We start from the raw sequence: 25,675 nt of genomic DNA on the forward strand, positions 1-25,675 counted from the left end.
ACACCCATGCAGGCATTCGAAAACCTCAACTCTGCGGACCTCCTGGACTCGCTCCTGAGCCTGTCTTCGGCGTTCGTCTTTGGCGCCTTGATCGGTTTTGAGCGCCAGTACCGGCAACGCACCGCAGGACTTCGCACCAACGTATTGGTGGCCGTAGGCGCCGCGATTTTTGTCGACATGGCGAATCGGCTGACCGGCGCGCAGGGCGCAGTGCATGTGGTGGCCTATGTGGTTTCGGGCATCGGCTTTCTGGGTGCCGGCGTGATCATGCGCGAGGAAGGCAATGTGCGCGGGCTCAACACGGCCGCCACCTTGTGGTGCTCGGGTGCTGTGGGCGCCTGCGCGGGCGCTGACCTGGTGGTGCAGGCAGGCATTGCCACGCTGTTCGTGCTGGCGGCCAATACCTTGCTGAGGCCCATCGTCAACCAGATCAACCGCTTGCCACTGGACGTGCAGTCGGCCGAGGTAACCAACTCAGTCTATGTGGTCACGAGCGGGGGGCATCAAAAAGAGGTGCTGGGTGCCCTGGAGAAATCGCTGGAGGAGCTGCACTATCCGACCAACGACCTCAAAGTGTCCGCCTTCGGCGAGGAAAGCGTGAAAATCCAGGCGACGCTGGTCGCCATTGCGGTGGACGGCCCCGCGATGGACCGCCTTGTCCGGCAGCTCGGTGAGTTGCCTGCGGTCAGCCAGGCTTACTGGAGCGCCAGCACCACGGAGTAGTGCATCACCGACGCGCCTTACATGGCGTTACCGGGGTTTGCACGCCGGACGTCACGCCAGGCGGCTACGCCAGACGTTGAAAAGATCTCTACACACAGGAGCTTTTCATGAATTACAAACGTTTCTCTGCCCTGGCAGGGGCCGCCGGTCTGGCTGTTTTGCTGTCTGGCTGCGTGGTGGCGCCGATTGCCCCACGTCCGGTGGCTGTTTACCCGGCCCGCCCTGTCTACGTGGAGCCGGCCCCCGTGGTGGTGGTTCCCGCGCCCGGCTATTACCGGGGTTGGGGCTATCGGCATTGGCGCTAAAACTTCCCCGATAAGGCCCTGCGCCACGATAATTGGCGCATGACCATTCGCGAAATCCTCAAAATGGGCGACCCGCGGCTGCTGCGCGTGGCTCAGCCCGTGACCGCCTTCGACACCGACGAGCTGCACCTGCTCATTGCTGACATGTTCGATACCATGCGCGCTGTCAACGGTGCCGGCCTGGCAGCCCCACAGATTGGGGTCGACCTGCAGTTGGTCATTTTTGGGACTGACACGGTCAACCCACGCTATCCCGATGCACCGGTAGTGCCCCGCACCGTCTTGCTGAACCCCTTGATCACGCCCCTGGGGCCTGAAGAAGAGGGCGGCTGGGAAGGCTGCCTTTCCGTACCCGGTTTGCGCGGCCTGGTCCCGCGCCTTTCGCGAATTCGTTACAGCGGCTTTGACCAGTACGGTGATGCGATTGAGCGTTCGGTAGACGGTTTTCACGCGCGAGTAGTGCAGCATGAGTGTGATCACCTGATTGGCAAGCTTTATCCCATGCGCATCCGCGACTTCAGCCAGTTTGGCTTTACCGAGGTGCTTTTCCCCGGACTGGACGCGTCGGACGACGACTGACCGCGGGAACGTCGAAGGGTACACTGAGGCTGATCGAGGGCTATTTCGCCCCGCCAGAGCGTGTTGTACGCAAGGAAAGCTTCCGGATGTCGCACGCTCCCGTCTCGGGAGCAGTTTCCATCACCGGAGCTGCTTCGCCACCTCCCTACCAGCTGAAATTTGAAACCGTGAGCGGCAGCGGCGACGACCTGCAACTGCGTTCCTTGCTGGACCGCCAGCAATTCCATGATCCCCTCGGCGAGGCTGAACGCGAAGGCATTTCCTCGTCGGCTTGGCCTATATTCGGTTTGCTCTGGCCCTCGGGCCGTGTGCTGGCCCATGCCATGCTGACCTTTGAACTGGAAGGCAAGCGCATTCTGGAGCTCGGTTGCGGCCTGGCGCTAGCCAGCCTTGTTGTGCATCGCCGCGGTGGCGACATCACGGCGAGCGACTGTCATCCGCTGGCGGCGCAATTTCTGCTGGAAAACCTCAAACTCAACCACTTGCCTGCAATGAAATATCAGACGGGCAACTGGTCGCGCGCCAATCCGCTGCTGGAACGCTTTGACCTGATCATCGGCAGCGATGTGCTGTATGACCGTGGCCAGCCGGAGGTGTTGTCGCAGTTCATCGAGCTGCATGCGCTGCCGCACACCGAAGTGCTGATTGTCGATCCGGACCGCGGCAACCGGACCAGCTTCAATCGCAAAATGGATGCACTGGGCTATTCGCGCACTGAGACGCGCGTGACCGAATTGCCGGCCGGCGGCAGCTACAAGGGGCGTCTGTTGCAATACCTGCGGAAACCAGTCGCCTGAAGCTTCAGGTATTGAGCGCTTCCAGGAGCTCCGTCTCGATCGCGATCTGTGCCTTGTTGTGCTGCAGCTCCGGTCCATCGATCAAAAATGTATCTTCCACGCGCTCGCCCAGGGTGCTGACCTTGGCGAGCTGCAGGTTGATGCGGTGACGGGCCAGCACCCGTGCGATGCGGTAGAGCAGCCCGACCCGGTCGCTGGCCGATACGCTGAGCAGCCAGCGCTGGGCTTTTTCATCGGGTCGCAGGTCCACGCGCGGAGCGATCGGGAAACTCTTGACCCGGCGTGACACACGGCCTTTACTCGGAGGCGGCAGAGGCCCGGGGTTCTCGATGGTGCGATCCAGTTCGGCCTCCACCATGGCCGCCAGTTCGCGGTAGTGGTCGGCCAGTGTGGGGCTGACCACCTGGAAGGTGTCCAGCGCATAACCGTTTTTCGCCGTGTGGATCTTGGCGTCCAGGATGCTGAAGCCGGCTTCGTCAAAGTAGCCGCAGATGCGCGCAAACAGATCGGGCGCGTCGGGCGTGTAAACCAGCACCTGCATGCCTTCACCCGCCGACGAGCGGCGCGCGCGAACAATCGCCTTGGCCTTGCCCACATGCCGTGACAGCTGGCGTGCATGCCAGGCAATGTCGGAGGCCTCATGGCGCATGAAATAGCTGACATCCAGCGTATCCCACAGTGCCTTGTGCGCCTCGAAAGGTTCAGCGTGCAGGGCCAGCGTGGTCAGGGCTTCGCGCTTGCGGGCCTCCACTTCGGCATCCGCGTCGGGTGCGCGGCCACCCAGCACGCGCAGCGTGTAGCGGTACAGGTCTTCCAGCAGCTTGCCTTTCCAGGCGTTCCAGACCTTGGGGCTGGTGCCGCGGATGTCGGCCACCGTCAGCAGGTAGAGCGCTGTCAGATAGCGCTCGTTGCCCACGCGTTTGGCAAACGCGGCAATTACTTCGGGGTTGCTCAGGTCTTCCTTCTGGGCGATGCGGCTCATGCTCAGATGTTCGCCCACCAGGAATTCGATGAGTTTGGAGTCTTCGGCGCCAATACCATGCTGGCGGCAAAAAACGCGCACGTCCTTGCAACCCAGCTCGGAGTGGTCGCCGCCGCGGCCCTTGGCGATGTCGTGGAACAGCGCAGCGATGTAAAGAATCCAGGGCTTGTCCCAGCCGGCCGCGAGCTGCGAGCACATCGGGTATTCGTGCGAGTGCTCGGCCATGAAGAAACGCCGCACGTTGCGCAGAACCATCAGGATGTGCTGGTCCACCGTATAGACGTGGAACAGGTCGTGCTGCATCTGCCCGACGATCTTGCGGAAGATCCAGAGGTAGCGGCCCAGCACCGAGGTCTGGTTCATCAGCCGCATGGCATGCGTGATGCCCTCGGGCTGCTGAAGGATGCGCCGGAAGGTGTCGCGGTTGACCGGATCGCTGCGAAACTTGCTGTTCATCAGTCCGCGGGCGTTGTAGAGAGCGCGCAGCGTGCGCGCCGACAGGCCCTTGATGCCCACGGTTGTCTCGAATACCAAAAAGGTTTCCAGAATGGCGTGCGGTTCACGCGCATACAGGTCGTCGCTGACCACCTCCAGCATGCCGGCCTTGTCGAAAAACCGTTCGTTGATAGGCCGCAGCGGGTAGGTGTTGGGGTTGAGCCGCTCTTCGATATTGAGCAGCAGGATCTGGTTGAGCTGGGTGACCGCTTTGGCCGCCCAGTAGTAGCGTTTCATCACGGCCTCGCTGGCGCGGCGCGGCACTTTGCTGCCGTCGTCGGCCTCCGCAGAATAGCCAAAGGACTCGGCCACAGCGGTTTGCAGGTCAAACACCAGCCGGTCTTCGCGCCGCCCGGCGATCAGGTGCAGGCGGGCGCGTATCAGGCTCAGCAGCGCTTCGTTGGCCTTGATCTGCCGCACCTCGAAAGGCGTAGCCAGGCCGTTGCGGGCCAGGTCGTCCCAGGATTTGCCCAGGCCGGCGGCGCGCGCCACCCACAAAATCACCTGCAGGTCGCGCAGTCCACCCGGGGATTCCTTGCAGTTGGGCTCGAGCGAGTAGGGCGTATTTTCGAATTTGTTGTGGCGCTGCCGCAGCTCCAGCGTCTTGGCCACGTAAAAGGCCTGCGGATCCAGCACGACGGCCAGCCGGTTTTGCAGCTGCAGAAAATTCTTTTTGGACCCGGCGACCAGGCGGGCTTCAAGCAGCGAAGTTTGTACCGTGACGTCCTTGGCCGCTTCTTCGACACAACCGGAAATCGTCCGCACGCTGGAGCCAATTTCCAGGCCTACATCCCAGCAGGCGCCGATGAAACTCTCTACCTTGGCCTTGAGGGCCGGGTCGCCATCGATGTTGGCGCTGTCCGGCAACAGCAGCAGCACGTCTACATCCGAATGGGGAAACAGCTCGCCACGGCCAAAGCCTCCTGCGGCCACCAGGCAGGCGGAAACCGGAAAGCCGGCCCGCTGCCAGAGCAGCTGCAGGGTCGCGTCGGCATGGCGGGCGAATTTTTGCAGCAGGCTGTGGATGCCGCGGGACGAGGCACCGCTGGCGGCCAGCGTGGCGAGGAGGGCGGCTTTCCCCGCTTTGTATTGCTCGCGGACCGGGGCCAGCTCGATCATCGCGGAGCTCGCAGGGTCAGAAAGTGCGCGGGGCGCCACTGTGCGCCTGGCTCAGGCACTGACAGCGGCTTGGGCAGGGCTGCTTTGCGGGACAAACGCCGGGATCGGCGGGCTGCCGGCGGACAGGGTCAGTACCTCATAGCCGGTTTCGGTCACCAAAATGGTGTGTTCCCACTGGGCGGACAAGGAGTGGTCGCGCGTCACGATGCTCCAGCCGTCTTTCTCGGGGCCGTCCTTGATATCGCGCTTGCCGGCATTGATCATGGGTTCGATGGTGAAGGTCATGCCCGGTGTGAGCTCTTCGAGCGTGCCGGGGCGGCCGTAGTGCAGCACTTGCGGTTCTTCGTGGAATTTTTGGCCAATTCCATGACCGCAAAACTCGCGAACCACGGAAAACCCCTGTTTTTCGGCAAAAGTCTGGATCGCAAAGCCGATATCGCCCAGCCTGACCCCGGGCTTGACGCGCATGATGCCCTGCCACATGGCTTCATAGGTCACATGGCAGAGCCGCTTGGCCGCAATGGAAGCTTCGCCAACCAGGTACATGCGGCTGTTGTCGCCGTGCCAGCCGTCCTTGGTGATGACGGTCACGTCAATATTGACAATGTCGCCTTTTTTCAACGGTTTGTCGTTGGGAATGCCATGGCAGACCTGGTGGTTGATGGAAGTGCACAGCGACTTGGGATAAGGCACATAACCGGGAGGGCCATAGCCCAGCGTGGCCGGAATGGTGCCTTGAACCTGGGTCATGTAGTCATGGGCCAGCCGGTCTATTTCATTGGTGGTGACACCCGGTTTCACGAAAGGGGTGAGGTAGTCCAGCACCTCGGAAGCAAGCCTTCCCGCCAGGCGCATGCCTTCAATTCCTGCGGCATCTTTGTAAGTAATACTCATGGCCCCGATTATCCCACCGCTCCCGGGCACATGCATTTTCAGCATGGGACCAAGGGGCTTTGGCTTTGGCCCGAATGTGGCCCGAACGGATCGCAAAAGTGCCCGGGCGCACCGGCAGCAAACCGGGGAAGGCCTTCAGTCGCTGATAAAATTACGGGTTAACGCTAGCCCGTTAAACCCAACAGCCATGCGCTGCCCACCTCCCATTACAAGGCCACCGCTACCGTGACCCTGCACCTGACGACTTTTGAGGGCGAACCCCACGGGATCAGCGCCCTCAGCGATTTCCGCGTCCAGCAACTCCTTCCCCGCCTGCAAGCCATCCACGACAAGATCGTGGGCATCAGCGCCCGGTTTGTGCATCTGGTTGCCACGGAGGCACCGCCTTCAGACATCGTCAAGGGCCAGCTCTCAGCATTGCTTACCTATGGTGATCCTTGCACTGCAGGCGCCGGCAAAACCGATGATGCACTGACCTTTATTGTTTCGCCGCGCTTTGGCACCGTCTCCCCCTGGGCGTCAAAGGCCACGGACATCGCCCACAACTGCGGCCTGGCCGTCAAGCGCATCGAGCGCATCACCGAGTACCGCATTACCTTGAAAAGCGGCTTTTTCAGCAAAACGGCCCTGACGGATGCCCAGCGCGAGCAGGTCGCCGGCCTGCTGCACGACCGCATGACTGAAAGCGTGATGTTGGATCGCGCGCAGGCTGCCGGCCTCTTCACCGAATTGCAAGGCGCACCGCTACAGACCATCGACGTGCTGGCCGGTGGCAAAGCGGCCCTGGAAGCCGCCAATGCCGAATTTGGCCTGGCGCTGGCAGCCGATGAAATCGACTACCTGGTCAACGCCTTCACCCAGCTCAAACGCAACCCGACCGACGTTGAGCTCATGATGTTCGCCCAGGCCAACAGCGAGCACTGCCGCCACAAGATCTTCAACGCCGACTTCACGATTGACGGCGTTGCGCAGGAGAAAAGCCTGTTCGGCATGATCCGCAACACCGAAAAACTGCATCCCCAGCACACCGTAGTGGCTTATTCGGACAACGCCTCGGTCATGGAAGGTTATAAAACCCAGCGGTTTTATGCCAAAAATAATGCCAAATTGGCCTCTAGCCCAACAGGAGAAAGCGCGAGCAGCTATCAAACTTATAGCGCCACGGATGACGTGTTGATGCATGTGCTGATGAAAGTCGAGACGCACAACCATCCCACGGCCATCTCACCGTTTCCGGGCGCTTCTACCGGCGCGGGCGGCGAGATTCGCGACGAAGGCGCGACCGGCCGCGGCTCCAAGCCAAAGGCGGGCCTGACAGGTTTCACCGTGTCCAGGCTGTTTGACGACGCCGCCACGTCCTATGGCAAGCCCGAGCACATCGCCAGCCCGCTGCAGATCATGACGGAAGGTCCGCTGGGCGGCGCGGCCTTCAACAACGAGTTCGGCCGGCCCAACCTCAACGGCTACTTCCGCGAATACGAGCAAACCGTAGGCGGCCAGCGCTGGGGCTACCACAAGCCCATCATGATTGCGGGCGGCGTCGGCACGATCGACGCGGCACTGACCAAAAAGATTTTGTTCCCGGCCGGCACCCTGCTCATCCAGCTGGGTGGCCCCGGCATGCGCATCGGCATGGGCGGCAGCGCGGCCAGTTCCATGGCCTCGGGGGCCAACGCGGCCCAGCTTGACTTTGACTCGGTGCAGCGCGGTAACCCTGAAATCGAACGCCGCGCCCAGGAAGTCATCAACCAGTGTGCCCAGTTGGGCGGGGCCAACCCCATCCTGGCGATCCACGACGTGGGCGCCGGCGGTTTGTCCAATGCCTTTCCTGAGCTGGTGAATGACGCCGGGCGAGGTGCGAAGTTTGATTTGCGTGCCGTGCCACTGGAAGAAAGCGGCCTTTCGCCCAAGGAAATCTGGAGCAATGAAAGCCAGGAGCGTTACGTGATGGCGATTGCGCCCGAATCACTTTCGCAGTTCCAGGCTTTTTGCGAACGCGAGCGTTGCCCGTTTGCTGTGATCGGTGTGGCTACCGAAGAGAAGCAACTGGTGCTGTCAGACAAGGAGGCCGCACCTCCCGTGGATATGCCCATGAATGTCCTCTTGGGCAAGCCGCCCAAGATGCACCGTGACGTGAAATCCGTCAAGCACATCGTCAAGCCTATAGACCTGACCGGTGTGGACCTGCAGAAAAGCGCGATTGCGGTGCTTAGCCACCCGACCGTCGCCTCCAAGCGCTTCCTGATCACCATCGGCGACCGCACCGTGAGCGGCCTCACGCACCGTGACCAGATGGTCGGCCCCTGGCAGGTGCCGGTGGCTGATTGCGCCGTCACGCTGGCCGACTACAGCGGTTTTGCCGGCGAGGCCATGAGCATGGGCGAACGCACGCCGCTGGCCACCGTCAACGCCGCCGCCTCCGGCCGCATGGCGGTCGCCGAGGCCATTACCAACCTGCTGGCGGCACCGATTGAGCTGCCGCGCGTCAAGCTGTCGGCCAACTGGATGGCCGCATGCGGCGAACCCGGCCAGGACGCAGCGCTGTACGAAACCGTCAAAGCCGTGGGCATGGAGCTTTGCCCGGCGCTGGGCGTGTCGATTCCCGTTGGCAAGGATTCCTTGTCCATGCGCACCGTGTGGAGCGACGGCGCTGACAGCAAGAAGGTGACCTCGCCTGTGTCGCTGATCGTCAGCGCATTCGCTACGCTGCCCGATGTGCGCGGCACACTCACGCCGCAACTGAACCGTGATGAAGCCGACAGCACCCTGATCCTGATCGACCTGGGCAAAGGCCAGAATCGCATGGGCGGCTCCATCCTCGCGCAGACGCTGGACAAGGAAGAGGGCGAGGTGCCCGATCTCGACGACCCGAAAGACCTGGTCAACCTTGTCAACGCCATCAATGCGCTGCGCAAAGAGGGCAAGCTGATGGCTTACCACGACCGCAGCGACGGCGGCCTGTTCGCCGCGGTCTGCGAGATGGGTTTTGCCGGCAACGTCGGCGTGTCGCTCAACATCGACATGCTGCTGGTCGAAGGCGACGGCATTTCCGACAGCCGCATGGACACCGGCGACAGCAAGAACTGGGCAAGCCAGGTCGGTGCGCGCCGCGAAGAGCTCACGCTCAAGGCTTTGTTCAACGAAGAGCTGGGCACTGTCATCCAGGTGGCGACGTCCGCGCGCAACGAGGTCATGCAGACCCTGCGCGAACATGGCCTTTCCAAATTCAGCCATTTCATCGGCAAGACCCGCCCACAGCATGCCTCGCTCGAAGTCGGCAAAGGTGAGATCCAGGTCTGGCGCGACACCAAGGCCGTGTTCTCGGCCAAACTGCAAGACCTGCATCAGGTCTGGGATGCCGTCAGCTGGAAGATCTGCCAGCAGCGCGACAACCCCGACTGTGCCAATACTGAACACGCGGCCGCCGGCAACCCCGTCGATCCGGGCCTGCATGTGCAACTAACGTTTGATCCAGTCAAAGTGCTGTCGGCGCCCGCGCTCAACCTGTCGGCGCGGCCACGCGTGGCGGTGCTGCGCGAGCAGGGCGTCAATTCGCATGTGGAAATGGCTTACGTCTTCACCGAAGCCGGCTTTGAAGCCTGCGATGTGCACATGACCGACCTTCAAACCGGCCGCGCCAGACTGGCCGACTTCAAGGGCATCGTGGCTTGTGGCGGTTTCAGCTACGGCGACACCCTGGGCGCCGGCATCGGCTGGGCGCGTTCCGTGACCTTCAACCCGGTGCTATCTGACGAGTTCAAGGCGTTCTTTGCGCGCCAGGACACCTTTGGTTTGGGCGTGTGCAACGGCTGCCAGATGTTTGCCGAGCTGGCCGACATCATCCCGGGCGCCGAGGCCTGGCCGCGCTTTACCACCAACCGCAGCGAGCGCTTTGAAGCACGCCTGAGCATGGTCGAGGTGCTGGAGTCCCCCAGCATCTTCCTGCAGGGCATGGCCGGCAGCCGCCTGCCGATCGCCGTCGCGCATGGCGAGGGCTATGYCAATTTCGCCTTCCGGGGCGATGCCTCCAAAGCGATTGCCGCGATGCGTTTTACCGACAACGATGGCAAGCCGACCGAAGCTTATCCGGCCAATCCCAACGGCAGCGCCGGCGGCCTCACCGCCGTGACCACGGCTGACGGCCGCTTCACGGCCATGATGCCGCACCCCGAGCGCGTGTTCCGCAACATCCAGAAGAGCTGGACTTCAGGCAATAGCAGCGAGCACAGCCCGTGGATGAGCCTCTGGCACAACGCGCGCAAGTGGGTGGGTTGATCCTTGGGTGTTGACGCGGTACGGCGCATCTCCTACGTCGTTCCCTATGCGCTGGTTGCGCTGCTCGCCTGGCTGGGTAACCTGTCCTGGTGGGCTGTGGCAATGCTGGCTGGTGGCGGCATTTTTGCGTGGGACTGGCTTTGGGGCGACAGAAACCTGCTTGAGGCCGGTCACGGCCTGGCTTTGACCGCGGTGGGCATGCTGTGCCTGACGGCGTCTTTCTTTCTGGCACGCGGCTTGAATCTGTCGCTTGCGGAATTCCAGGAGCTTGCACGCGGCTTGCCGCGCAGGCACAACCTGCCTTATCTCTTGCCTGTCATTGGTGTTGGACTCATCCTTTATGGGCTTCTTGGCTGGAGCCGCGCCTGGCTTTTGCAGAGAGAAGAGCGCTGGTGACTTACCGGTGTGGCGGCGCCACCGCAGCGCCTTCAATGCCATGGCGCGCCAGCGCTGCCGCCACAAAGCCGGAAGCTTTCATCTCCTCGACGAACGCACCCAGGTAACGCGCACCGGCATCACGCCCTTTAGGCAGGCCCATGGCCTGGTTGATCACCATAAAGCGTCCCGGCAGCAAGCGCACGCCCGACACGCGTTTGGCGTCGGCCTCCAGTTGCTGCTTGACTCCCGCCGCCACTTCCACGTTTTGCGCGATCATCACATCGGTCACGGCGGGTGAGGTGGGAGCCTTGACCAGCTTCGCCGCCTTCAGCTCACGGGTCAGGTAGAGGTCATAGGCACTGCCGTTGCCGACCACAATGCGGTTGGCCGCCTGGTCCACCTCTTCATTGCGCCGGATGGGGGAGTCGTTTTTCACCAGGTAAGCACCTTCGATGATGACGTAGGGCGGCGTCTGCAGCATGTCGGCACCGCGCACCGGGTCAATGGCTACAAAAGCAATGTCCACCTGCGCATCCCTGACCGCTTCGACCACCTTGCCAGCAGAATTGAAGGTGACGAGTTCCACCGGTACACCGAGACGCCTGCCCAATTCGCGCGACAGATCCACCGAGACGCCCCGCGGCTCGCCGGTGGCGGGATCTTTCACCGCGAGGATGGGGTTGCCGAAGTTGATGGCTGCCTTGAGCTTGCCCGAAGGCGCTAATTCGGCCGCGGGAGCCGGCGGCGCAGAGACGCAACCCAGCAGCGCAAAAGCAGCCAGCGCCAGCATGGCCAGCGCAACAAGCCACCACCATGTGCCATTGGAGCTGCGCACCTGACCCGGGGACGGTCCCTCGCTCGCGTGCGGTCCGGCGCCCGCGGCATCTACCGCATCCTTGGCCTCCTTGAGACCCAAGCCAGTCAGGTCCCGCAAGCGCCGTATCGCCTCTATCTTGTTGCCCTGGTCCAGCGCTTCCTGCACCTGCGCGGGCAGAGGTGCGTCGGCGGCGAATGCCTTTGGCGCAAATCCCGCGGCAGGCGGTTCGCCACACATCGAGGCTTCCACCGCATCCTTGGCTTCCTGAAGGCCCAAACCTGTGAGACTGCGCAGCCGCTTAACCGCCTCTACTTTGTTGCCTTGGTCCAGTGCTTCTTGCACCTGTGCGGGCAGGGCGGAAGGAGAATCGGGGTTGCTCATGCGGCGCTCGACTGTGCGGCGGAAGATTGAGGGAAAACAATGCGCTTGGACATGGGACCTCCAGAAGAGTGTGAGCCATTGGAGCGGTGCCGGCTGCTCCCGTCAATCGGGAAACACGCCTCTTTTAAGGCGGGGTCACCGGTCGCAATTGCCCAGCACAGAAATAAAAACGCGGCCACATGGGCCGCGTTTGCGAAGGCCGCTTCCCCGCGGCTTATTCCACCTTGGCTTTTTTGCGCAGCTCTTCCTGGAACGCCGCCAGCTTTTGCTGCTGCATTTGCTGGGCGATCTGCGGCTTCACTTCCTCGAAAGAGGGGAGCTGGGCCGTACGGATGTCGTCTACACGAATGACGTGATAGCCGAACTGGGTTTTCACCGGGGTATCGGTGGTCTGGCCCTTATTGAGCTTGACCAGCGCCTCGGTGAACTCAGGCACGTAACTGGAGGGGTTGGCCCAGTCCAGGTCGCCGCCCTTGGCACCGGATCCGGGATCCTTGGACTTCTTCTTGGCGATGTCATCGAACTTGCCGCCCTTTTTCAGGCTGGCAATGATCTCTTTGGCCTCGGCTTCCTTTTCGACCAGGATGTGGCGGGCCTTGTACTCCTTGCCGCCATTGGCTTCGGCAAATTTGTCGTATTCGGCCTTCAGCTCGACATCTGTCACCGGATTCTTCTTCTGGAAGTCAGAAAACAGCTCGCGGATCAGGATGGTCTGGCGTGCCAGTTCCATTTGCACCTTGACGTCATCGCTGGAAGCCAGGCCCCGCTTTTCCGCTTCCTGCATGAACACTTCGCGCGCAATCACTTCTTCACGAAGCTGGCCTTCCATCTCAGGCGTTACTGGCCGGCCGGACTTGGCGACCTGTTGCGCCAGTGAGTCCAGGCGCGATTTTGGAACGGCCTTGCCATTGACGATGGCCACGTTCTGCGCCATGGCGCCCTGTGCGCCCAGTGCCAGCAGCGCCGCTACGGCGGTGCCGAGTAACAGATGTTTCTTCATGATGTTTTTGTAGTCCTTTTGGTAATGCTTGAAAACGTTTGGCAAGACATGCTGACGTTGCCATGGCTCTGTGCCGAGCCCTGGGCAAATCAGCGCAGATTCAGGGTGGCTCGATGACTTCAATCGCCAGGGCGTGGAGGCCCTGATCAATGAAATTTTGCATTGCATCATACACAAGCCGGTGGCGCGCCACCCGGCTCTTGCCGGTAAAGAGCGGGCTGGCAATGCGGATGCGAAAGTGGCTACCGTAGCCTTCGGCGTTGGCGCCCGAATGCCCGGCATGCGCAGCGCTCTCGTCCAGCACCTCCAGCCATGTGGGTTGAAGCCGCGCCTTGAGCTGCTGCTCGATCTCGTGGGTGCGCACGGGCAGGGCGCTGGAAACGCCGGCGTTCATGGTGTGGCACCTGGTTTGATGTGCTTGTTCAGGTACACCGCCTGCGCCAGCACAAACACCACCATCAGACCGAGGCCACCAAACAGCTTGAAGTTGACCCAGGTGCTGGTGGAAAACGTGAAAGCCACCCACAGATTGAGCAAGCCCATCACGGCGAAAAAACCAACCCAGCTGAAATTGACCACGCGCCAGATCGGGTCAGGCAAGTTCATTTGCGCGCCCATCAGCGATTTGATGCCATTTTTCTTCCACACCAGCTGACCCAGCAGCAGTGCACCGCCCATCACCCAATACAGCACGGTAGGCTTCCATTTGATGAAGCTCTCGCTGTGGAAGTAGATGGTGGCGCCGCCAAGCACCGTCACCAGCCCCAGGCTGATCCACAGCATGGTGTCGACTTTCTTGCCGCTTACCTTGAGCCAGAGGATCTGGGCCAGCGTGGCAACGATCACAACCACGGTGGCCAACAGCACGGGCGCCTCAGCCGCGCCGACCACCCCCCCGGAAACCATAAAACCCAGCCACTCGGTGGCTGTGGCGGCAGCCCAGTCCTTGTTGCCTTCGGCGTACTTGAACATGCCGAAGAAAAGGGCAATCGGCAAAAAGTCGAAAAGAATTTTCATAAACAGATTATCGCGGGGTAAAAGAAGCGAAAGAGCTCACTGGCGTTGGGTCCCGAATTAGCAAGCATGAGCCGCGGAACCGGCTTTGCCGGGCCGCAGGCGGGCGGCCCCCTCGGGGGGCAGGAAGCTACGCGAAGCGAGCGACCGTGGGGGCTATTCCTTCTTCTTGAAATCGAGAGAAGCGGAGTTCATGCAGTAGCGCAGGCCTGTGGGAGACGGCCCATCAGGAAACACATGGCCCAGGTGCGCGCCGCAGCTGGCGCACACGGTTTCGGTGCGCACCATGCCGTGCTTGCGGTCCACAATTTCCTCAATCGCACCCGGCACGGCTTCCTCTGAGAAGCTGGGCCAGCCGCAGCCGGCATCAAATTTGGTTTCCGATTCGAACAGCTTGGCACCGCAGCAGATGCAGTGATAGCTGCCGTCTGCCCAAACAGCCTCATATTTTCCGGTGTAGGGGCGCTCGGTGGCGGCGTGGCGCGTGACTTCAAAGGCCGCAGGCTCAGCGCCTTTTTCTGCCAGCAGGGCCTTCCACTCGGCGTCGGTTTTCTGGATCTTGGTGCTCATGTTCTGTTCCTGGCGTGAGTTGGCGGAGGTGTTACGAACTGCAACTGATTTCAATGGACGAGGCCCAGTCTGGGGGGAAATCCGCAAAGCTCTCGTGCCCCGGGTGCTCATCAGATGGGGCCTGCAGCAAGGCAAGCAAGGTGTCGACCCCGGAAAAGTCTTTTAGTTTCGCGGCGCGTATGGCTTCTTCACCCAAATGGTTGCGCAGAACGAATTTCGGGTTGTTCTTGAGCATCAAATCGGCCCGCAGCCCTTGATCCACCTGCGCGAGGCGCTCTGAATACTGTAGCGCCCAGGCGTTGAAGGATTCCCGGTCAAAGAACAGGTCACGCAGGGGTTCATGGCCGCTTTGTGCCGTGAAACCATTCAGGCGCCGCCAGAAGATGGTGTAGTCCACCTTGTTGGCGGCCAACAGTTTGAAGGTGTTGTCCACCAGGGCCTTGTCCTCGGGTTGCTCGTCCGCCAGGCCAAGTTTGCTGCGCATTCGGGCCTGCAATGCCTCAGGGAACAATGTTTTGTAGGGTTCCAGGGCTGCAAGCGCCTGCTCCTGGTCTTCAATCAGCGGCAGCAAGGCCTGTCCCAGGCAGAACAGGTTCCAGTAGGCCATGTTGGGCTGCTTGTTGTAGGCATAGCGGCCCTGGGTGTCCGAATGGTTGCAGATATGGCCAGGATCAAACGCATCGAGAAACTGGAACGGGCCATAGTCAATGGTCAGCCCCAGGATGCTCATGTTGTCGGTGTTCATGACGCCATGGCAAAAACCTGCAGCCTGCCACGCTGCCATAAGGTGTGCGGTCTTTTCGCTGACGGCCTCCAGCAGCGCCGCATAAGGTTGCTTTGCCTCGCGGCAGGCAGGGTAAAACCGGTCGATGACGTGGTCGGCCAGCACCTTGAGCTGCGCATGCTGGTCGTTGTAGCTGAAATGCTCGAAGTGGCCGAAGCGGATGAAGCTTGGCGCGGTGCGGGTCACCACGGCGGCGGTCTCGGTCTCCTCGCGCCGTACGGCCGCGTCGGAGCCGGTAACGCACAGCGCCCGCGTGGTCGGAATGCCTAGGCCATGCATCGCTTCCGAGCACAAAAATTCGCGAATCGAGCTGCGCAGTACAGCCCGGCCATCGCCCATGCGGGAGTAGGGTGTTTTGCCGGCGCCTTTGAGCTGGATTTCCTGTGGCCCGCGCGGAGTATTGATTTCGCCCAGCAACAAGGCACGGCCGTCACCAAGCTGCCCGGCCCAGACGCCAAACTGGTGACCGCTGTAGACGCTGGCCAACGGCTCGGAGCCGGGCAAGACGCTATTGCCGGTCAAGGCTTCCAGGGCAGCCTGCGATTCAAGCCATTCTGCGCCCAGCCCCAGTTCGCGCGCCATGCTGCGGCTGCGGCCGACCCAATAGGGATCTGGCAGGGGTTGCGGTTGCAAGCGGGTGTAGAAGTCACCACCCAGTTGGGCGAAGCTGTTGCTCCAGGTCAGCGAGGTGCCGACAGAGGAGCCTGCATCGTCGGGCGCCGGAAGGTTTGCAGAGGTCATCGGCAAATTGTCCCCTACCTGACATGAACCCGTGATTTCACGGGCAATCCCGCATGACCGTCATGGTGCGCTGCGGCATGATGCCCACTTGCTGAACACTATTTAACCAATGGAGACTTCCCGATGCTTGGGTTAATGCAAAGCCAGCCGCTGCTGATTTCCGGCCTGATCGAATTTGCGGAGCGCCATCATGGCGACGCCGAAATCGTCTCGCGCCGCGTGGAGGGCGACCTGCATCGCTACACCTACAAGGATGTCGCCCATCGGGCGCGCCGGGTTGCCAATGCGCTGGACGGCCTGAAGCTCGCATTCAGCGACCGCGTTGCCACGCTGGCCTGGAACGGCTACCGGCACCTGGAGCTTTATTACGGCGTGAGCGGATCTGGCCGGGTGCTGCATACCATCAACCCGCGCCTGCATCCGGACCAGATCGCCTGGATCGCCAACCACGCCGAAGACCAGGTGCTGTGCTTTGACCTGAGTTTTCTGCCACTGGTGCAGGCCGTGCATGCCAGGTGCCCGACCATCAAGCACTACATCGCGCTGTGCGACGCCGACCAGTTGCCGGCCGATTCTGGTATCCCCAATCTGCAAAGCTACGAAAGCTGGATAGGTGCCCAGACTGCCGACTACGCCTGGCCCAATTTTGACGAAAACACCGCTTCGAGCATGTGCTACACCAGCGGCACCACGGGCAACCCCAAGGCCGCGCTCTACAGCCACCGTTCCAGCACCCTGCACGCCTACGCGGCCGCGCTGCCTGACGTGATGTCCATCTCCGCACGGGATGCCATCCTGCCCGTCGTGCCCATGTTCCATGTCAATGCCTGGGGCATTCCGTACTCGGCCGCGCTTACCGGTGCCAAGCTGGTGTTTCCGGGGCCTGCGCTCGACGGCAAATCGATCTATGAGCTGATTGAGGCCGAGAAGGTCACTTACGCAGCCGGCGTGCCCACCGTTTGGCAGATGCTGCTGACCCACATGAAGCCTGCCGGGCTGAAGTTCTCAAGCCTGCGTCGCACCGTCATTGGCGGCTCTGCTTGTCCCCCCGCCATGATCAATGCCTTCCGCGAAGACTACGGTGTGGAAGTGCTGCACGCCTGGGGCATGACCGAGATGAGCCCGTTGGGCACGCTGTGCTCGCTCAAGAACAAGCACGACGCACTGCCGGAAGCAGAAAGAATGAAGATACGCCTCAAGCAGGGGCGCGCCATCTACGGCGTCGACATGAAGATCGTCAATGCCGACGGCAAGGAACTGCCCTGGGACGGCAAGGTCTTTGGCGACCTTTACGTCAAGGGGCCGTGGATTGTGCGCGAATACTTCAAGGGTGAGGGCGGTGACCCGCTGGTGGACGGCTGGTTCCCGACGGGCGACGTCGGCACCATAGACGCCGACGGTTATCTGCAAATTACAGACCGCAGCAAGGACGTGATCAAGTCCGGCGGCGAATGGATCAGCTCCATCGAGATCGAGAACATCGCCGTGGCGCACCCAGCCGTCGCCATGGCTGCCTGCATAGGCGTGGCCCATCCCAAGTGGGATGAACGCCCCATCATCGCGGTCGTGAGAAAGCCCGGCATGGACGTCACGCGCGACGAGCTGCTGCGCTTCTACGACGGCAAGACCGCCAAATGGCAAATCCCCGACGACGTCGTTTTCGTCGACGCCATCCCCCTGGGCGCCACCGGCAAGATGCTCAAGACCAAGCTGCGCGAACTTCTTAAAGATTACAAATTGCCACAGCCATAAAACAAAAGGGCGGTGACCTCCCTTACCAGTCGGGGCCGCGGGACTGGCTTTGCCAGACCGCAGGCGCAGCGGCCCCCTCGGGGGGCAGCGCATTACACGAAGTGAAAAGCGTGGGGGTCACGTGGGTGACATCGGCTAGGGCATTCCCTGACGCAGTGCAACATCATTTGACCTAACCTTTGCCGGTTCCCTCTGCGGATTCACCGCGCATTCATACAATTTTCAGGAGACAAGGGATGACAACCCAGAACCGATTTTTCGCACGGCATGCAGGCATCGCCCTGGCGGTGTCTTCCATGCTTTACAGCGGCATGGCGCTGGCCCAGGCGCCCGCCAAGGCCGCAGCGCCCGCCAAAGCTGCAGTTGCAGCACCGGCCACCGGTGCCGTCAACCTGAACCAGACTGTCAAGATCGCCTGGCTTGATCCGCTGTCCGGCCTGATGGCGGCCGTGGGCACCAACCAGCTCAAGGGCTTCCAGTTCCTGGCCGAGCAGTTCAGCAAGAAGAACAAGGCCGGCGTGAAGTTCGAGATCATCGGCATCGACAACAAGCTCAGCCCGCAGGAAACCACCAATGCGCTGAAGTCCGCCATCGACCAGGGCGCGCGCTACGTGGTGCAGGGCAACGGTTCCGGCCCGGCGCTCGCCATCATGGATGCACTGTCCAAATACAACGAACGCAACCCCGGCAAGGAAGTCGTCTATCTCAACTACGCCGCGGTGGACCCGGACCTGACCAACAGCAAGTGCGACTACTGGCACTTCCGGCTCGATGCCGACACTTCCATGAAGATGGAGGCCCTGACGGCCTTCATGAAGGACCAGCCCGACATCAAGAAGGTCTACCTGATCAACCAGAACTACTCGCACGGCCAGCAGGTTGCCAAATTCGCCAAGGCCAACCTGGCCTCCAAGCGCCCCGACGTCCAGATCGTCGGCGAGGACCTGCATCCGCTGGCGCAGGTGCGCGACTTCGCGCCCTACATCGCCAAGATCAAACAGTCGGGTGCCGACACCGTGATCACCGGCAACTGGGGGTCCGACCTCTCGCTGCTGGTGAAAGCCGCCAACGAGGCGGGCCTGAACAACGTCAAGTTCTACACCTATTACGCCGGCGTCACCGGCACGCCGACCGCCCTGGGCGCGGCCTCGGCCGGGCGGGTCTATATGGTGTCCTACAACCACCTCAACATGGGGGGCGAGATCCAGCAGATCCAGGCCGACTACAAGAAGAAGTTCAACGACGACTTCTACACCGGCGCCATTTACCACGCCTTCACCATCCTGACCGAAGCCATGGCGCAGACAAAATCGACCGAGCCGGCCGTCGTGGCCAAGGCCATGGAAGGCCTGCGCTTCAAGAGCTTCAACGGTGATGTCGAGATGCGAAAGACCGACCACCAGCTGCAGCAGGGCCTTTACATCGACAAATGGGAAAAAGCCGGCGGCAAATACCCTTACGATGCCGAGAACACCGGCTACACCTTTGTGCCGGTCAAATACTATGAGCCCTATGTGGCCAGCACGCCTACCTCGTGCCAGATGAAGCGCCCGGGTTGATTCCCGCGTCCCGCTGACGGACACAGGCCCGATCCGAGTTCGGGCCTTTTTTCATCCGGTTTTTTGCAACAGGCGCTTATCGATGAATCTGGAATCCTTCACCATCGCGATGCTCAACGGCCTCAGCTACGGCTTGCTGCTGTTCATGCTCAGTTCCGGCCTGACGCTGATCTTCAGCATGATGGGCGTGCTTAATTTCGCGCACGCGTCCTTCTACATGGTCGGCGCCTATATCGCCTACAGCACCTCGCAGGTCATAGGCTTCTGGTGGTCGCTGCTGGTGGCGCCGCTGCTGGTGTTTGTGATGGGTGCGGCTTTCGAGCGCTTTTGCCTGCGCAAGGTGCACAAGTTCGGCCACGTGCCCGAGTTGCTGGTCACCTTCGGGCTGTCTTACCTGCTGCTGGAACTTGTGCAACTGGTCTGGGGCCGATCGGCCGTCAACTACGTGCTGCCCGAAGGCTTGCAGGGGCCGCTGTTCACGGTGTTCGGTACCAACTTCCCGAAATCGCGCGCCTTCATCATGTTCATTTCGCTGGCCATGCTGGCCGGCATCTGGCTGCTGCTCACGCGTACGCGCATAGGCCTGGTCATCCAGGCCGCGCTCACGCATCCTGAAACCGTGGAGGCACTGGGCCACAACGTGCCGCGCGTCTTCATGCTGGTTTTCGGCGGCGGCGCGGCGCTCGCGGGCCTGGCCGGCGTCATAGGCGGCAACACCTTCATCACAGAGCCAGCCATGGCCGGCTCGGTCGGCGCCATCATCTTCGTGGTCGTGGTGGTGGGCGGCATGGGTTCGCTGAGCGGCGCCTTCCTGGCGTCCCTGCTGATAGGCCTGATCCAGACCTTCGCGATCCAGATGGACCAGTCGTTGATGACACTGCTGGCGAAATTCAGCTACACCGTGACGCCCGAGACCTTTGGCTATCCGCTGCTCAAGCTCACGATTTCGCAGGTGGCGCCCATCCTGCCGTTCCTCTTTTTGGTGCTGATCCTTATCTTCCGGCCCAAGGGCTTGCTTGGTACACGGGAAGGATGAATCGCCACATGTCTACCGCTTACCACCAATTCAAACCCTACAACGTCGGCCGCTGGCTGCTGTGGTCGCTGTACGCGCTGCTGCTCATTGCCGCGCCCATGATGTTCAAGAGCAGCCTGGCGCTCACCATGCTGTCACAGGCCGGCTACCTGGTCATCATCTGCCTGAGCTACAACATCCTGCTGGGGCAGGGCGGCATGCTCAGTTTCGGCCATGCGGTCTATGCCGGGCTGGGTTCCTTCCTGGCCGTGCACGCGATGAATCTGGCCGCCAAAGGCAGCTTTTACATCCCGCTGCCGCTGATCCCGCTGGTGGGTGGCCTGTCGGGCCTGTTCTTTGCCGTGCTGTTCGGCTACGTCACCACCAAGAAGGCCGGCACCACCTTTGCCATGATCACGCTGGGCGTGGGCGAACTGGTGTTCGCCATGTCGCTGATGTTCCCCGAGTTTTTCGGCGGGGAGGGCGGCATCACCACCAACCGCGCTTACGGCAAGCCGGTGTTCGGCATCAGCTTCGGCCCGCAGATCCAGGTTTATTACCTGATCGCGTTTTATTGCTTCATCTGCACGGCGGCCATGTTCGCCTTCACGCGCACGCCGCTGGGCCGGATTTTGAACGCTGTGCGCGACAACCCCGAGCGCGTGGAGTTCATCGGCTACAACACGCAGCGCGTGCGCTACTACGCCTTCATCATTGCCGGTTTCTTCGCCGGCATAGGTGGCGGTCTGGCGGCCATCAATTCGGAAATCGTCACGGCGGAAGTGGTGAGCGGTGTGCGCTCAGGCAGCCTGCTGCTGTTCACCTTCCTGGGCGGCGCCACCTTCTTCTTCGGCCCCATCATCGGCGCCGGCCTGCTGGTGCTGGCGCTGATCCTGTTGTCGGAACTGTCCATGGCCTGGCTGCTCTATGTGGGCCTGGTCTTCCTGTTCATGGTGATGTATGCGCCCGGCGGCATTGCCAGCCTGATCATGATGAATTTGCGCATAGCCTCCTTCGGCAAGCTCAGGGAGCTGTGGGTGGGCTACCTGGGCCTGGCCGTAACGGCCTTCACAGCGCTCGCCGGCGCGGCCGCCATGGTGGAGATGGTCTACCACCTGCAGCTCAACGCGGCCCTGGGCCCCGAGCTTGGCTTTATGGGCGTGCGCCTCAACGCCACCAACCTCAACAGCTGGCTGGGCGCCGGCTTTGTGCTTGTCACCGGCCTGGGGCTGTTCGAGCTCACGCGCCGGCAATTCCTCACGCAATGGGGCCAGATACAAAATGACATCGAGAAAGAAATCAAGCGAAGGGAATTACTGTGAGCCCCCACGCTCGTCACTTCGAGCCTGCGGCTCGCTGCCCCTTTCATGGTGGTTGGGGCGCTGCGCCTGCGGCCCGGCAAAGCCGGTTCCGCGGCCCTGGCTGGTGGGGAGGTTGATATGAACTATTCGCTTGAGCTCAAAGACCTGCGCAAGAGCTTCGGCAAGACCGAAATCATCCGCGGCGCCAACCTCCAGGTACAGGCCGGCGAGCGCGTCGCCATCATCGGCCCCAACGGTGCCGGCAAGTCGACCTTGTTCAATCTCATCAGCGGGCGCTTTGAGCCCACCAGCGGCGAAGTGCTGCTCAATAGCCAGCGCATCGACGGCAAAAAGCCGTTTGAAATCAACCGGCTGGGTCTGTCGCGCAGCTTCCAGATCACCAATATCTTCCCCAAGCTCAGTGTGTTTGAAAACCTGCGCTGCGGCGTGCTGTGGAGCCTGGGCTACAAGTACACCTTCTTCCGCTTCCTGGCCGACCTGGATGACGCCAACGAGCGCGCAGACGAGTTGATGGCCATGATCAAGCTCGACAAAAAGCGTGATGTGCTGGCCACCAACCTGACCTACGCTGAGCAGCGCGCGCTCGAAATCGGCATCACGATTGCCGGCGGCGCGAACGTGATCCTGCTGGATGAACCCACAGCCGGCATGAGCCGCTCGGAGACCAGCCGCTTCATCAATCTGATCAAGGAAGTCACCGTGGGCAAAACCCTGCTGACGGTGGAGCACGACATGGGCGTGGTGTTCGGTCTGGCCGACAAGATCGCGGTGGTGGTCTATGGCGAGATCATCGCCTACGACACGCCGGAAGCCGTGCGCGCAGACCAGCGTGTGCAAGAGGCCTATCTCGGCTCTTCTGTTGCGGACGCCCAAGCGCATGGAGGAGGCCACTGATGCTGCATATCCAGAACCTCCACGCCTTCTACGGCAAAAGCCACGTGCTGCATGGCGTGCATTTCGACGTGCAACCCGGCCAGATTGTTGCGCTGTTGGGCCGCAACGGCTCGGGGCGCTCCACTACGGCCAAGGCCATCATGGGCCTGGTCGACTGCCAGGGCTCCATCCTCTGGAAAAAGCAGGAAATTGTCGGCAAGAAGGCCTACCAGATCGCTCACCTCGGCATAGGCTATGTGCCGGAAAACCGCGACATCTTCCCCAAGCTCACGGTGCACCAGAACCTGTTGCTGGGCCAGAAAGGTTCAGGCAAGGGCTCGCGCTGGTCGTTTGAAGACATGTACCAGATGTTCCCACGCTTGCGCGAACGCCAGCACACCGAGGCCGGCGTGCTCTCGGGCGGCGAGCAGCAGATGCTCACGCTGTGCCGCACGCTGATGGGCGATCCCGACCTCATCATCATCGACGAGCCCACTGAAGGCCTTGCGCCCAAAATCGTTGAGCTGGTGGGGCAGTATTTGCAAACGCTGAAGGCCAAGGGCATCTCGGTACTGCTGATCGAGCAGAAACTGACGATTGCCATGGCAATTTCCGATCGCGCGCTGGTCATGGGCCACGGCAGCATCGTGTTTGACGGCACACCCGACAGCCTGCGGGCCGATGCCTACATCCGCAAAGAGTGGCTGGAAGTGTGAGAACCTGTTTACAGCCTAAACGGGGCCGCGCAAGCCCCTTCTCGGGATGGGATGCAAGGCGCGGTGCGACGCCCATAGCACAGCTATGGGTTAGCATCGCAACGCCGCGGACCGCCCGAGAAGGCGCTTGCCCTCCGGGTTGGGGTGAAATCGGGCGATTGAGCCACCCAGGCTCTTGCATGGGCATTAGCCCATGCAAGAGCCCGAGCGGCCCACTCATCCCGATTGCACCCCAACGCGGCCCCGTTTAGGCTGTAAACAGGTTCTACAAACGGTTGGGATTGTCCAGGGCATGTCGCCGCTGGGACAAAAATAGACTGAACAGTCCATCCGGAGACTTGTGCCGTCACAAACGCCCCCTACAATGGAAAAAGAACGGTCGTACTTTTTTGTGCGCCCGACCAGCGCGTGCCGGGCCGCAGCGCCAGCCGAGACAACCGAAAACTGAAACTCCATCAAGGAAAGAAGCAACGCAATGACCACCCTTTACGAAGTTCACGGCCCCGTCGCGCTCATCACACTGAGCAACCCACCCGTCAACGGCCTGGGTCACGCCACACGCCTGAGCCTGACCGACAACATCCAGAAGGCCAACGCCGACGCCGCCATCAAGTCCATCGTGATCACCGGTGCAGGCAAAGCCTTTTCGGGCGGCGCCGACATCAAGGAGTTCGGCACGCCCAAGGCGCTGATCGAACCCAATCTGCTGAGCGTGATCCGTGCGGTCGAGAATTCCGGCAAGCCCATCGTCGCCGCGATCCATTCCGTCTGCATGGGCGGTGGCCTGGAACTGGCCCTGGGCTGCCACTACCGCATCGCCGCGCCTGGCACCAACGTGGCCTTGCCTGAAGTCAAGCTCGGCCTGTTGCCTGGCGCCGGCGGCACGCAGCGCCTGCCGCGCGTGCTCGGCGTGGAACCGGCCCTGAACATGATCGTGAGCGGCGAACCCGTCAAGAGCGAACTGCTCGCGCAAATCCCCGGTCAGAAACTGTTCGACAAGCTTGCTGCCTCGCCCGAATCGCTGGCCCAGGAAGCCCTGGCCTTTGCCCAATCGATTTCCGACACCCGGCCGCTTCCGCTGGTGCGTGACCTGCGCGCCAAGCACCCCAATGGCGACGCTTACTTCCAGTTCGCCCGCAACATGGTGAAGGGGATGGCGAAAAACTTCCCCGCGCCGCTGAAGTGCGTGGATGCGGTCGAAGCCGCAACCAAGAAGAAATTCGAAGACGGCATGACTTTTGAGCGCGAGTGCTTCATCAACCTGATGTGGACACCCGAAAGCCGCGCGCTGCGCCATATCTTCATGGCTGAGCGTGCGGCCTCCAAGATCCCCGACGTGCCGGAAGACACGCCCAAGCGCGAGATCAATTCGGTGGCTGTGATCGGCGCAGGCACCATGGGCGGCGGCATTGCCATGAATTTCCTGAACGCCGGCATCCCGGTCAAGATTCTCGAGATGAAGCAGGAGGCCCTGGACAAAGGCCTCGGCATCATCAGCAAGAACTACGAAGCCCAGGTCAAGAAGGGCAAGCTCAAGCAGGACAAATATGACCAGCGCATGGGACTGCTGAGCACCACGCTCAGCTACGACGACCTCAAAGACGCCGACCTGGTGATCGAGGCCGTGTTTGAAGAGATGGGTGTCAAGGAAAAGGTCTTCAAGGAACTGGACCGCGTGATGAAACCGGGCGCCATTCTGGCCTCCAACACCTCCACGCTGGACGTCGACAAAATCGCCGCCTTCACCAAGCGTCCGCAAGACGTGGTCGGCCTGCATTTCTTCAGCCCGGCCAATGTGATGAAGCTGCTGGAAGTGGTGCGCGGCGCCAAGACCGGCAAGGACGTGTTGGCCACCGTGATGACGATGGGCAAAAAGATCAAGAAGACGGCCGTGGTCTCTGGCGTCTGCGACGGCTTTATCGGCAACCGCATGATCGAGCAGTACGGCCGCCAGGGCGGTTTCCTGCTCGACGAAGGCTGCACGCCCGAGCAGGTCGACAAGGCGGTCGAAAAATTCGGCTTCGCCATGGGCCCCTTCCGCATGGGCGACCTGGCCGGCAACGACATCGGCTGGGCGATCCGCAAGCGCCGCTACACCGAAAAACCAGACATGAAGTACAGCAAGACCGCTGACCTTCTTTGCGAAAAAGGCCGCTTCGGCCAGAAAACCGGCGCCGGCTGGTACGACTACGTGCCCGGCAAGCGCGATGCGATCCCGAACGCCGAAGTCGTCAAGATGATTGAAGGCCACCGCACCAGCCTGGGCATCACACCGCGCAAGATCTCTGACGAGGAAATCGTACAGCGCCTGGTGTATTCGCTGGTCAACGAGGCCGCGCACATCCTGGAAGAGGGCATTGCCTCCAAGGCCAGCGACATCGACATGGTCTACATCATGGGCTATGGCTTCCCGGTCTACCGCGGCGGCCCCATGCTGTACGCCGACCAGGTCGGTCTCTTCAATGTGGTGCAAAGCATGAACCGCTTCGCGCAGAACCCGCTGGACGACGCCAAATTCTGGAAGCCCGCGCCCCTGCTGGCCAAGCTTGCGGCTGAAGGCAAGACCTTCAACCTGTCCACCTAA

21 protein-coding genes and 1 pseudogene are annotated in these 25,675 nt (G+C 61.6%); 13 read left to right on the forward strand and 9 right to left on the reverse strand.

Going from position 1 to position 25,675, the window contains the following annotated elements:
- The first annotated feature begins 6 nt into the window (after positions 1-6).
- The 4 genes from ACXJKE_RS12260 (at position 7) to ACXJKE_RS12275 (ending at position 2,404) form a co-directional block, all read left to right on the forward strand.
- Complete coding sequence (locus ACXJKE_RS12260; RefSeq protein ID WP_457280840.1) at positions 7-723, forward strand: MgtC/SapB family protein; 717 nt, start codon at positions 7-9, stop codon at positions 721-723.
- Positions 724-830: 107 nt separating this feature from the next.
- Entirely contained in the window at positions 831-1,028 is a 198-nt protein-coding gene (locus ACXJKE_RS12265) for a hypothetical protein (protein WP_457280841.1), read from the forward strand.
- 39 nt (positions 1,029-1,067) lie between these two features.
- Positions 1,068-1,607 carry a peptide deformylase gene (gene def, locus ACXJKE_RS12270; protein ID WP_457280842.1) on the forward strand — a complete coding sequence of 180 codons (540 nt, stop codon included), beginning with the start codon at positions 1,068-1,070 and terminating at the stop codon, positions 1,605-1,607.
- 86 nt (positions 1,608-1,693) lie between these two features.
- Positions 1,694-2,404, forward strand: coding sequence for a class I SAM-dependent methyltransferase (locus tag ACXJKE_RS12275; protein ID WP_457280843.1), 711 nt, complete (start codon positions 1,694-1,696; stop codon positions 2,402-2,404).
- Between the two features lie 4 nt (positions 2,405-2,408).
- On the opposite strand, the gene ACXJKE_RS12280 is transcribed toward ACXJKE_RS12275, so the two are convergent.
- Complete coding sequence (locus tag ACXJKE_RS12280) at positions 2,409-5,000, reverse strand: [protein-PII] uridylyltransferase (protein ID WP_457280844.1); 2,592 nt, start codon at positions 4,998-5,000, stop codon at positions 2,409-2,411.
- A 51-nt stretch (positions 5,001-5,051) separates the two neighbouring features.
- Positions 5,052-5,894, reverse strand: a complete 843-nt coding sequence (gene map, locus ACXJKE_RS12285) for a type I methionyl aminopeptidase (protein WP_457280845.1) — start codon at positions 5,892-5,894, stop codon at positions 5,052-5,054.
- A 225-nt stretch (positions 5,895-6,119) separates the two neighbouring features.
- Here map and purL point away from each other — a divergent pair, with 225 nt between their 5' ends.
- Complete coding sequence (gene purL, locus ACXJKE_RS12290) at positions 6,120-10,169, forward strand: phosphoribosylformylglycinamidine synthase (protein WP_457280846.1); 4,050 nt, start codon at positions 6,120-6,122, stop codon at positions 10,167-10,169.
- 3 nt (positions 10,170-10,172) lie between these two features.
- Positions 10,173-10,565: a hypothetical protein gene (locus ACXJKE_RS12295; RefSeq protein WP_457280847.1), complete on the forward strand. Its 393-nt coding sequence runs from the start codon at positions 10,173-10,175 to the stop codon at positions 10,563-10,565.
- A gap of 1 nt (position 10,566) precedes the next feature.
- On the opposite strand, the gene ACXJKE_RS12300 is transcribed toward ACXJKE_RS12295, so the two are convergent.
- The 7 genes and pseudogenes from ACXJKE_RS12300 to ACXJKE_RS12330 all read right to left on the reverse strand — a co-directional run bounded on the left by ACXJKE_RS12300 (position 10,567) and on the right by ACXJKE_RS12330 (position 15,854).
- Positions 10,567-11,337: an ABC transporter substrate-binding protein gene (locus ACXJKE_RS12300; protein WP_457280992.1), complete on the reverse strand. Its 771-nt coding sequence runs from the start codon at positions 11,335-11,337 to the stop codon at positions 10,567-10,569.
- A gap of 96 nt (positions 11,338-11,433) precedes the next feature.
- A pseudogene (locus tag ACXJKE_RS12305) lies at positions 11,434-11,745 on the reverse strand (ribosomal protein L7/L12); the annotation flags it as partial.
- 214 nt (positions 11,746-11,959) lie between these two features.
- The gene (locus ACXJKE_RS12310; RefSeq protein WP_457280848.1) at positions 11,960-12,745 is read right to left on the reverse strand and encodes a peptidyl-prolyl cis-trans isomerase; all 786 of its coding nucleotides are present in this window, start codon (positions 12,743-12,745) and stop codon (positions 11,960-11,962) included.
- Between the two features lie 100 nt (positions 12,746-12,845).
- On the reverse strand, positions 12,846-13,139 hold the full coding sequence (locus ACXJKE_RS12315) for a BolA family protein (protein ID WP_457280849.1): 294 nt from the start codon (positions 13,137-13,139) through the stop codon (positions 12,846-12,848).
- Positions 13,136-13,762 carry a septation protein A gene (locus ACXJKE_RS12320; protein ID WP_457280850.1) on the reverse strand — a complete coding sequence of 209 codons (627 nt, stop codon included), beginning with the start codon at positions 13,760-13,762 and terminating at the stop codon, positions 13,136-13,138. Before ACXJKE_RS12320 ends, ACXJKE_RS12315 begins: the two co-directional genes overlap by 4 nt.
- Positions 13,763-13,915: 153 nt before the next feature.
- A complete protein-coding gene (gene msrB / locus ACXJKE_RS12325) occupies positions 13,916-14,329 on the reverse strand; it encodes a peptide-methionine (R)-S-oxide reductase MsrB (RefSeq protein ID WP_457280851.1) in 414 nt (137 codons plus the stop codon).
- Positions 14,330-14,360: 31 nt separating this feature from the next.
- Positions 14,361-15,854, reverse strand: coding sequence for a protein adenylyltransferase SelO (locus tag ACXJKE_RS12330; RefSeq protein ID WP_457280852.1), 1,494 nt, complete (start codon positions 15,852-15,854; stop codon positions 14,361-14,363).
- Positions 15,855-15,977: 123 nt separating this feature from the next.
- Between ACXJKE_RS12330 and ACXJKE_RS12335 the strand changes: the two genes are divergently transcribed.
- The 7 genes from ACXJKE_RS12335 (at position 15,978) to ACXJKE_RS12365 (ending at position 25,675) form a co-directional block, all read left to right on the forward strand.
- Positions 15,978-17,606, forward strand: a complete 1,629-nt coding sequence (locus ACXJKE_RS12335; protein WP_457280853.1) for a 3-(methylthio)propionyl-CoA ligase — start codon at positions 15,978-15,980, stop codon at positions 17,604-17,606.
- Positions 17,607-17,917: 311 nt separating this feature from the next.
- On the forward strand, positions 17,918-19,165 hold the full coding sequence (locus ACXJKE_RS12340; RefSeq protein WP_457280993.1) for a branched-chain amino acid ABC transporter substrate-binding protein: 1,248 nt from the start codon (positions 17,918-17,920) through the stop codon (positions 19,163-19,165).
- Positions 19,166-19,247: 82 nt separating this feature from the next.
- A complete protein-coding gene (locus tag ACXJKE_RS12345) occupies positions 19,248-20,201 on the forward strand; it encodes a branched-chain amino acid ABC transporter permease (protein ID WP_457280854.1) in 954 nt (317 codons plus the stop codon).
- 8 nt (positions 20,202-20,209) lie between these two features.
- Entirely contained in the window at positions 20,210-21,502 is a 1,293-nt protein-coding gene (locus tag ACXJKE_RS12350) for a branched-chain amino acid ABC transporter permease (RefSeq protein ID WP_457280855.1), read from the forward strand.
- A 117-nt stretch (positions 21,503-21,619) separates the two neighbouring features.
- A complete protein-coding gene (locus tag ACXJKE_RS12355; RefSeq protein WP_457280856.1) occupies positions 21,620-22,396 on the forward strand; it encodes an ABC transporter ATP-binding protein in 777 nt (258 codons plus the stop codon).
- The gene (locus ACXJKE_RS12360; protein ID WP_074574254.1) at positions 22,396-23,091 is read left to right on the forward strand and encodes an ABC transporter ATP-binding protein; all 696 of its coding nucleotides are present in this window, start codon (positions 22,396-22,398) and stop codon (positions 23,089-23,091) included. The genes ACXJKE_RS12355 and ACXJKE_RS12360 overlap by 1 nt, the downstream gene beginning before the upstream one ends.
- A 475-nt stretch (positions 23,092-23,566) precedes the next feature.
- Positions 23,567-25,675 carry a 3-hydroxyacyl-CoA dehydrogenase NAD-binding domain-containing protein gene (locus ACXJKE_RS12365; protein WP_457280857.1) on the forward strand — a complete coding sequence of 703 codons (2,109 nt, stop codon included), beginning with the start codon at positions 23,567-23,569 and terminating at the stop codon, positions 25,673-25,675.

It is taken from the genome of Polaromonas sp. P5_D5 (assembly GCF_054049435.1).

Coding starts and splice junctions, on each gene's coding strand:
- ACXJKE_RS12260 (WP_457280840.1), top strand. CDS start 7: ATGCAGGCATTCGAAAACCTCAACTCTGCGGACCTCCTGGACTCGCTC.
- ACXJKE_RS12265 (WP_457280841.1), top strand. CDS start 831: ATGAATTACAAACGTTTCTCTGCCCTGGCAGGGGCCGCCGGTCTGGCT.
- def (WP_457280842.1), top strand. CDS start 1,068: ATGACCATTCGCGAAATCCTCAAAATGGGCGACCCGCGGCTGCTGCGC.
- ACXJKE_RS12275 (WP_457280843.1), top strand. CDS start 1,694: ATGTCGCACGCTCCCGTCTCGGGAGCAGTTTCCATCACCGGAGCTGCT.
- ACXJKE_RS12280 (WP_457280844.1), bottom strand. CDS start 5,000: ATGATCGAGCTGGCCCCGGTCCGCGAGCAATACAAAGCGGGGAAAGCC.
- map (WP_457280845.1), bottom strand. CDS start 5,894: ATGAGTATTACTTACAAAGATGCCGCAGGAATTGAAGGCATGCGCCTG.
- ACXJKE_RS12300 (WP_457280992.1), bottom strand. CDS start 11,337: ATGCTGGCGCTGGCTGCTTTTGCGCTGCTGGGTTGCGTCTCTGCGCCG.
- ACXJKE_RS12310 (WP_457280848.1), bottom strand. CDS start 12,745: ATGAAGAAACATCTGTTACTCGGCACCGCCGTAGCGGCGCTGCTGGCA.
- ACXJKE_RS12315 (WP_457280849.1), bottom strand. CDS start 13,139: ATGAACGCCGGCGTTTCCAGCGCCCTGCCCGTGCGCACCCACGAGATC.
- ACXJKE_RS12320 (WP_457280850.1), bottom strand. CDS start 13,762: ATGAAAATTCTTTTCGACTTTTTGCCGATTGCCCTTTTCTTCGGCATG.
- msrB (WP_457280851.1), bottom strand. CDS start 14,329: ATGAGCACCAAGATCCAGAAAACCGACGCCGAGTGGAAGGCCCTGCTG.
- ACXJKE_RS12330 (WP_457280852.1), bottom strand. CDS start 15,854: ATGACCTCTGCAAACCTTCCGGCGCCCGACGATGCAGGCTCCTCTGTC.
- ACXJKE_RS12335 (WP_457280853.1), top strand. CDS start 15,978: ATGCTTGGGTTAATGCAAAGCCAGCCGCTGCTGATTTCCGGCCTGATC.
- ACXJKE_RS12340 (WP_457280993.1), top strand. CDS start 17,918: ATGGCGCTGGCCCAGGCGCCCGCCAAGGCCGCAGCGCCCGCCAAAGCT.
- ACXJKE_RS12345 (WP_457280854.1), top strand. CDS start 19,248: ATGAATCTGGAATCCTTCACCATCGCGATGCTCAACGGCCTCAGCTAC.
- ACXJKE_RS12350 (WP_457280855.1), top strand. CDS start 20,210: ATGTCTACCGCTTACCACCAATTCAAACCCTACAACGTCGGCCGCTGG.
- ACXJKE_RS12355 (WP_457280856.1), top strand. CDS start 21,620: ATGAACTATTCGCTTGAGCTCAAAGACCTGCGCAAGAGCTTCGGCAAG.
- ACXJKE_RS12360 (WP_074574254.1), top strand. CDS start 22,396: ATGCTGCATATCCAGAACCTCCACGCCTTCTACGGCAAAAGCCACGTG.
- ACXJKE_RS12365 (WP_457280857.1), top strand. CDS start 23,567: ATGACCACCCTTTACGAAGTTCACGGCCCCGTCGCGCTCATCACACTG.